Annotated in this window: 5 protein-coding genes; 1 reads left to right on the forward strand and 4 read right to left on the reverse strand. The window is 41.1% G+C overall.

Features of this window, described 5'->3' with window-relative positions; translation table 11 throughout:
• Positions 1-18: 18 nt before the first annotated feature.
• Entirely contained in the window at positions 19-1,263 is a 1,245-nt protein-coding gene (locus tag QWZ08_RS09350) for an NAD(P)/FAD-dependent oxidoreductase (protein WP_290337130.1), read from the reverse strand.
• A gap of 89 nt (positions 1,264-1,352) precedes the next feature.
• A complete protein-coding gene (locus QWZ08_RS09355) occupies positions 1,353-3,317 on the reverse strand; it encodes a glycoside hydrolase family 127 protein (RefSeq protein ID WP_290337131.1) in 1,965 nt (654 codons plus the stop codon).
• A 151-nt stretch (positions 3,318-3,468) separates the two neighbouring features.
• On the opposite strand from QWZ08_RS09355, the gene QWZ08_RS09360 reads away from it, so the two are divergent.
• A complete protein-coding gene (locus QWZ08_RS09360; protein ID WP_290337132.1) occupies positions 3,469-4,743 on the forward strand; it encodes a sterol desaturase family protein in 1,275 nt (424 codons plus the stop codon).
• On the opposite strand, the gene QWZ08_RS09365 is transcribed toward QWZ08_RS09360, so the two are convergent.
• Both QWZ08_RS09365 and QWZ08_RS09370 read right to left on the reverse strand, forming a co-directional pair.
• Positions 4,744-6,225: an aldehyde dehydrogenase (NADP(+)) gene (locus tag QWZ08_RS09365; RefSeq protein WP_290337133.1), complete on the reverse strand. Its 1,482-nt coding sequence runs from the start codon at positions 6,223-6,225 to the stop codon at positions 4,744-4,746.
• Positions 6,226-6,438: 213 nt separating this feature from the next.
• Positions 6,439-6,978, reverse strand: coding sequence for a GNAT family N-acetyltransferase (locus tag QWZ08_RS09370; protein WP_290337134.1), 540 nt, complete (start codon positions 6,976-6,978; stop codon positions 6,439-6,441).
• Positions 6,979-7,345 lie beyond the last annotated feature (367 nt).

Here is a 7,345-nt window from a genome sequence, read left to right on the forward strand (position 1 = left end):
TTACATTTTTTGAGCATTTTAAAATCGATTGAGTCTGAATGCACTTACATCAATATCACTAGTTTTATGCTGGATCAAATCTGTTACCAGCTTGCCTGTTCCTGTAGCTTCGGATATGCCCAGCATTGCATGGCCGCCCGCGATGATTACATTGTTGTATTGTTCAGTTCTGTCAATATAAGGCATACCATCTGGTGTTACTGGTCTTAACCCATGCCATATTTTATCTGCGGGAGGAAAATCAATTTTTAAACCCGGGTAAAATCTTTTTGCAGAATCATACACTCCCTGCATCCTGTTCATCAAAACGTTATTATTGATGCCGCTTATTTCCATAGTACCACCGATTCTTAATTGTTGTCCCCACGGCGTAATAGCGCATCTTCCATCTACCAGTATAGCTGGATATCGCACGTTATTTTCAACGTGCTCATAGGTGTGGCTGTATCCCTTTCCTGGTTGTAGCAGTAAACGTATGCCCATCATTTTAGCGACAACCGGAAGCCAGCTCCCGGTAGCCAGCACAAGCTCACTGCAATGAAATGCGCCCTTATCAGTAATGATGGTAGTGATGGCATTATTTACTTTTTCAAAACCGGTGACGGTTGTATTAAGATGAAACACTACGCCGGATTTTTCAAGATAATTTTTTAAAGCAACCATTAACTTTCCCGGATTCAAATGACAGTCATCTTTAAATAACACGGCTCCTGCAACGTCCAGTTCAACATCCGGCTCTAATTGCTGCACGCCCTGGCGGCTTAAGCGTTCTACTTTTAACCCATATTTTTCTGCTTCATCCGCCAGGTGAAATTCATGGTCCAATGTTTTTTGTTGCCTGCACATCATCAGGCAGCCCTTATCTTCCATCTCAAACGTATCGCCAATATCATTTTTTAAATCAAACATCAGCCTCCGGCTCACTTGTAAAATATCAATTAAATGCGGGCCATTTTGCTGCACCATTTCGGCTGTACTGCTTTTCCAGAAATGATATCCCCACCTCATTAAATCGAGGTTCAGCCTTGGTTTGATATAAAAAGGAGAAGTGGGACTGAGCATCCATTTTAGTCCTTGTGAGATAATGCCCGGACTTGCCAGCGGCACAAAGTGGCTGGGCGATATATAGCCCATGTTTCCGAATGAACAGCCATCACTTAGGTCGCCCCTTTCAATCAAATTTACTTTGTATCCTTCTTTTTGTAAATAATACGCACTGCACAAGCCAATAATACCGCCGCCGATGATGGTGATATCTTTCATAAAGTAATTTATTGTTGAACAAAAAACTATCTATTCTTTATGTACAAACGCTAAAAATTCACCGCTTGTTTCTTGGAAAAATCGGCGACTTACTGATTATTAATTTTCACATCTTTCATTTTGGTTGGCAGCCAAACCTGCATTTGGTTACTACCCCTGTTGCACCATGTATAATAAGGTATAGCAGTTACTTTTTGTTCGGTCGTGTTTAAGGAAGTACCTTCCGCGTTGATATTAACCACTGGCAGCATAGCATCCAGGGCAATTACCTTTTCATTTTTTACAATGTACGCTTCTGTTGCGAAGGAAGCTTTATCGGGCACAATGATATTCCATGCCTTACCATTGTTATCTGCTCCCTCAAAACAATATACCAGCGGGCCACGTTGTAGAGCAACGCGGTCATTATTTTGCTTCAACTCATCCCTTGAAATAATTTTCTTAATCTCCATGGGAATTTCTACTTCCACTACATCATTTTTTTTCCATTCCCTGTTGATAACAGCATAGCCTTTTTCTTCGGTATATGCAGCAGGCACCCCATTTATTTTAATGGTTAATGTAGACGGACTACTATCTGCAAAATGATACAAACCTCCTGGTGCTGGTATACCCCTCGCCCATCCGGGTATACGAATGTGCAATGCATACTTTAATTTTTTTGGTGCATTCAATTGAAGCTTTACATTGCCACTCCATGGATAGCCGGTCTCCATTTTAACATCCACGTTTCCTTTTGGCAACGCAATAGTTGTGTTACTGCCGACAAATAGATTGATCCAGATATTGTTATTATTCTGCGCATAAATATAATTACCCAGGGATGCCACCAGCCTGGCAATATTAGCCGGGCAACAGGCCGTGCCAAACCATTCCCGACGGCTATTTTTGCCATAAGAAGCCAGGGGATTGCCATAAAAAAAATGATCACCCTCCAATGATAAGCCATCCAAAGCACCATTGTATAAACTCTTTTCCAGTACATCCATGTACATGCTTTCACCCGTCAATGCATTCATGCGCTGGTTCCAGAAAACCATTCCCACGCTGGCGCAGGTTTCACAGTAAGCGTTCTCATTCGGCAAGTCATAATCGTTGCTAAAGCCTTCATTTCCGCCGCTGCTGCCAATACCGCCGGTGATATACATGTTCCTGAACACGACATCTTCCCAAACATTTTTCATCGCTTTCAGGTAATCATTGTTGCCGGTAAGTGCCGCCACATCCGCCGCTCCGGAATACAGGTACATCGCTCTTACTGCATGACCTGTAATTTCTGTCTGGTCTTTTAATGGTTTTAAATCCTGGGCATAGCCAGTGTCTTTCCAGTCTGTCCAGGTATAGCCTTTTGCATAACCGTGTCCACGTTCTTCCAGCAGCCAGTTCGATAACTTTAAATATTTTTCATCGTTGGTCACCTTATACAATTTAACCAACGCCAGTTCAAGTTCTTCGTGCCCGGTTACCCAATGTTTTTTTGAGGGGCCAAACAGGCCATCAAAATGGTTGGCCCATTTAATCACCACGTCTAAAAATTTCCTTTTGCCTGTTACATTGTAATAGGCTACTGCAGCTTCTATCATGTGGCCTGCATTGTAGTCTTCATGCATGCTCATGTCGGTATAGCGATTTTGGGGTTCGTTCAACGTGTAGAAAGTATTCAGGTAACCGTCGGGTTGCTGGGCTGCTGCAATCTTGTCAATCCACTCATCCGCCTTGGCTTCTACGGCCGCATTGGGATGCGTTTTTAAAGAATAGGCCATGGCTTCCAATGCTTTAAATACATCACTGTCATCGTAAAAAATACCTTCGTGTTTTTCGCCTTTTTTGCGGGCTACTTTTTCAAAGTTTCTAATGCGGGGTGTCTTCACTTCTGTCTGATCAATACATACCGGAATGGTTACGGTAGCCACTTTATCAATCTTCGGTTTCCAGAAATCATCCGTAATATTGACTTTGGAGAAATTGACAAATTCAATTTTATCAAGGCCCGTTTGCGCCAGGGCAACAACAGATTGAAAAAGAATCGCAGTTAATAGAACATTTTTTTTCATATAGATATTTTTACTTTTTGTAAGTACACTTCAGTCAGCATTTCATGCCGTAAGATAGCCGCTGTTTTTGCGGAAACAATAGTTCAAATTAATCAAACTTCGCGAAAGTTTTAAAATTTGACAAGGTTGTTAAGTTTTGTAGATTTATACTATGGAACAGTATGGAAAAATTCTGCTTATTGCGATGCCGGTTTTCTTGCTGCTGGTTTTGCTGGAAAAATGGTACGGCTACCTGAAAGGTAAAGACACTGTACCTAACATGGACATGGTTTCCAGTTTAAGTTCAGGCGTGACCAATGTTACTAAAGATGTACTGGGCTTAAGCATTGCTGTTTTAAGTTACGAATGGCTGGTAAACAGGGTCGCTATTTATCATGTTCAATCAACCTGGGTCACCATACTGATTGCTTTTATTGTATTGGATTTTGCCGGTTACTGGGTGCACCGCATCGATCATAAAATTAATTTTTTCTGGAACAGCCATATCATTCATCACAGCAGCGAAGAGTTTAATTTAGCCTGTGCGTTGCGCCAGAGCATTTCAACTTTTGTACGATTATTCGCCTTTTTATTGATACCGGCAGCATTGCTGGGCGTACCGCCTGTGGTTATTGCTACCGTAGCGCCCATCCATTTGTTTGCCCAGTTTTGGTATCATACGCAGCACATCAACAAAATGGGGGTTCTGGAATATATTTTAGTTACCCCTTCACATCACCGCGTGCATCATGCCATCAACAAAGAATACATTGATAAGAATTATTCGCAAATATTTATTTTTTGGGACAAGTTGTTTGGTACTTTCCAGGAAGAACTGCCGGATGTAAAACCGGTGTACGGCATAACCAGACCGGCTCAAACCTGGAACCCCATCAGGATCAATTTTCAGCACATGTGGTTATTGATGAAAGACGCCTGGCATACCAAAAGTTTCAAAGATAAATTACGCATCTGGTTCATGCCAACCGGCTGGAGACCCGCTGATGTAGCGGCTTTGCACCCGGTTAATAAAATTGAAGATGTATACAATTTTGAAAAGTACCATGCTAAAAATACTTCCACTGTATTGAGTGCCTGGGTATGGATTCAGCTGATTGTGCTGCTTTTATTGGTTAGCTATTTATTTGGCAACATTGCAAAAATTGGAAGTCCGCAAATGTTCTTGTATGGCGCTTTTATTTTTTTGTATGTGTACGCTTATTCCGAACTGATGGATGGAAACAAATATGCCGTTGTTTGGGAGACGATAACCGCATTGGCAGGCATTGGATTCGTTGTTTACTTCGGAGATTGGTTTGGTGCAAATAAACTATTCCCCTGGATCAGTAATTTTTTAGTGCTGTATTTTATTCTGGCCACAGCCATTACAGGTTGGCTGGTTTATTTATCCGGTAAACAAACCAGCCAACTATCTGTGTCTGTTTAATCAGAGTGCTGATTTAGTCAATTCATTATTTACAGTTCGCCAGATACCCAGGGGATTCTCATTTTTTAATTCATCGGGTAACAACTGGTTGTTCCAATTTTGAAAGGCAATGGGTCTTGCAAAACGTTTAATACCATCTGCACCAACAGAAGTAAATCTTGAATCGGTACAGGCAGGAAAAGGTCCGCCATGATGCATGCTTAAACAAACTTCCACACCTGTTGGAACACTGTTTAAAATAAATCTTCCGCAAATATTTTTTACTGCTTCCACTAACACTTCGCTGCTGGTAATATCAGCATCAGTAGCCATTAATGTTGAAGTGAGTTGTCCTTCCAGGTGTTGCGCTACTGCTATCATTTCCTCCATATCCCTGCAACGGATTACCAAAGAATAAGGCCCGAAAACTTCCTGGTGCAGCAATGGATTCTTTAAAAATGTTTCACCTGTTGCTGAAGCTACTGTCGGTACGCCTTCGTTTTCTTTTACTGCTGTAGCAGATTCTGCTATAAGTTCTACAGCATCCTGTTGTAATGCAGTCGTTTTGTTTTTTGTATAGGCTGCTGCAATGCCGGGATGTAACATTGGCGCTGGCAAAACTTTTTGAATGGCAGTGCCTAACTCTTGTATAAACAATTGCAGGGCTTCGCTTTCAATACCAAATATTAGTCCCGGGTTAGTGCAAAATTGACCCACACCAAGCGTGATGGAACCTGCATATTGCTGTGCAATTTCGGTGGCTGATGCTTTCAATTTTTCTGGTAATAAAAACACTGGGTTAACACTGCCCATTTCTGCAAAAACAGGAATTGGTTCCTTGCGTTGATTACCCCAGTCGAACAATTGTTTACCACCGCCATATGAACCTGTGAAGCCTACAGCTTTTGTATGCGGATGAGTTACCAATGCTTTGCCAGTTTCAAAACTTGCGCCATGGATATGCGCAAAAATTCCTTTGGGCATGTTGCATTTATCTGCTGCAACTAAAATTGCCCTGGCAACAATTTCAGAAGTTTGGATATGTGCAGGATGTCCTTTTACAATCACCGGGCAACCGGCTGCAAAAGCAGTTGCCGTATCACCGCCCGCAGTTGAGTAAGCGAAGGGAAAATTGCTGGCTCCAAATACAACGACAGGCCCGAGCGGCACCAGCATTTTCCTGATGTCTGGTTTTGGTGGTACCTTATCCGGTATAGCAGTATCTATGCTTGCTCCCAGCCAATCGCCTTTTTCGCAGGCTTCCGCATAACTGTTTAATTGAAAAATCGTTCTTCCTCTTTCTCCACGCAATCTTGCTTCGGGTAAATTGGTTTCACGCATGGCTGTTTCTATCAGCGCATCACCACAATTTTCCAGTTCCACGGCAATGGCCCTCATAAAATCAGCCCTGCTTTTCAACGGCAATTTGCGATACTCATGAAAGGCTGCCCATGCAGCATTCATTGCCTGTTCTATTTCTTCTGTACTTGCGTCTTTAATCATTTTTTATGTATTTATTTAATCCAGTGGAAATTTTTTAGATGATAAGTGAAAGCATAACCTGATTTCACTGCTGCATAAAAAATTGCTGCTTTCTATGCTTGTGACAAGTTTTGATAAAGATAAAGCATCCCTTTTTAAAAAATATTTTTAGGCGCTGAATAACACTGCATTCGAATTAAGAAATGGACATCTCTTGAAATGCTGTAGCTGTTTTTATAAATCCAGGAACATATCCAAATTGTCTTTTCCCTGGTACCAAAATGAACCGGCCTGCTTGAAATGATGCTTACTATAAAAATGAATCGCCCGTTGATTGAGTGTTTGTACTCCGCCCCAAAGGACAAGATTTTTGTAACCGCAATTTTTAAGATACAACAGAATATGCTGAAACATGGCAGTACCCACGCCTGTATTTTGCCACTCATCCGCAACAGATGGAGCATAGGTGGCCGTTAGATTTTCATCAAAATAAATATTGTATTCATCATAGCGACTTCTATCGGCATCCAGCGTTCCTTTTTTCAAAAGCATGTAGGCGATGATATTATTGTCTGAATCTTCAGCGATAAAATAAATGGTGTCTCCGCAAAGGTTATCACAAATTTCGATTGTTGTTTTACTATCAAAATCATGAGGTCCAAATCTTGATTTACTTTCAGCAGAAAGCTGATTGAGGTAGTCATATAGTCTTTGCCGGTCGTTCCTATCAAGCAATCGGAAAGAAACATTTTTGCCATTGGTCAGTTGCATCATCTAAATTTAAAAGTATTATTTAAGCAGCTATTGAAATTATGCTAAAACGAGCCAATCTGAAAAATAGAAATCAAATAAATAATTGAGTGGCATTAGCAAGAATGTCTATTTTTCACTCCTCGCAAAGCAGCTTTGTGGTACTTCATATGCGTCGTACACTTGTACAGTTGTATTTCATGGCAGCTTTATAGATGTTTTATTGACGACAGACTAAGACTAAAAAAATTGCAGCAGAGGAGAAGGTGTTGAATTGTTTGTGTTAGAAGAGTTAAGGAAGAGAAGCGGATGCTTCCCAAAGCAGTTATGTGCATAAAAAAACCCGATCAAATACATGATCGGGTTTCAAATGAATATGGCAGCTACCTAC

It is taken from the genome of Ferruginibacter paludis (assembly GCF_030409685.1).
Taxonomy (GTDB): domain Bacteria; phylum Bacteroidota; class Bacteroidia; order Chitinophagales; family Chitinophagaceae; genus Ferruginibacter; species Ferruginibacter paludis.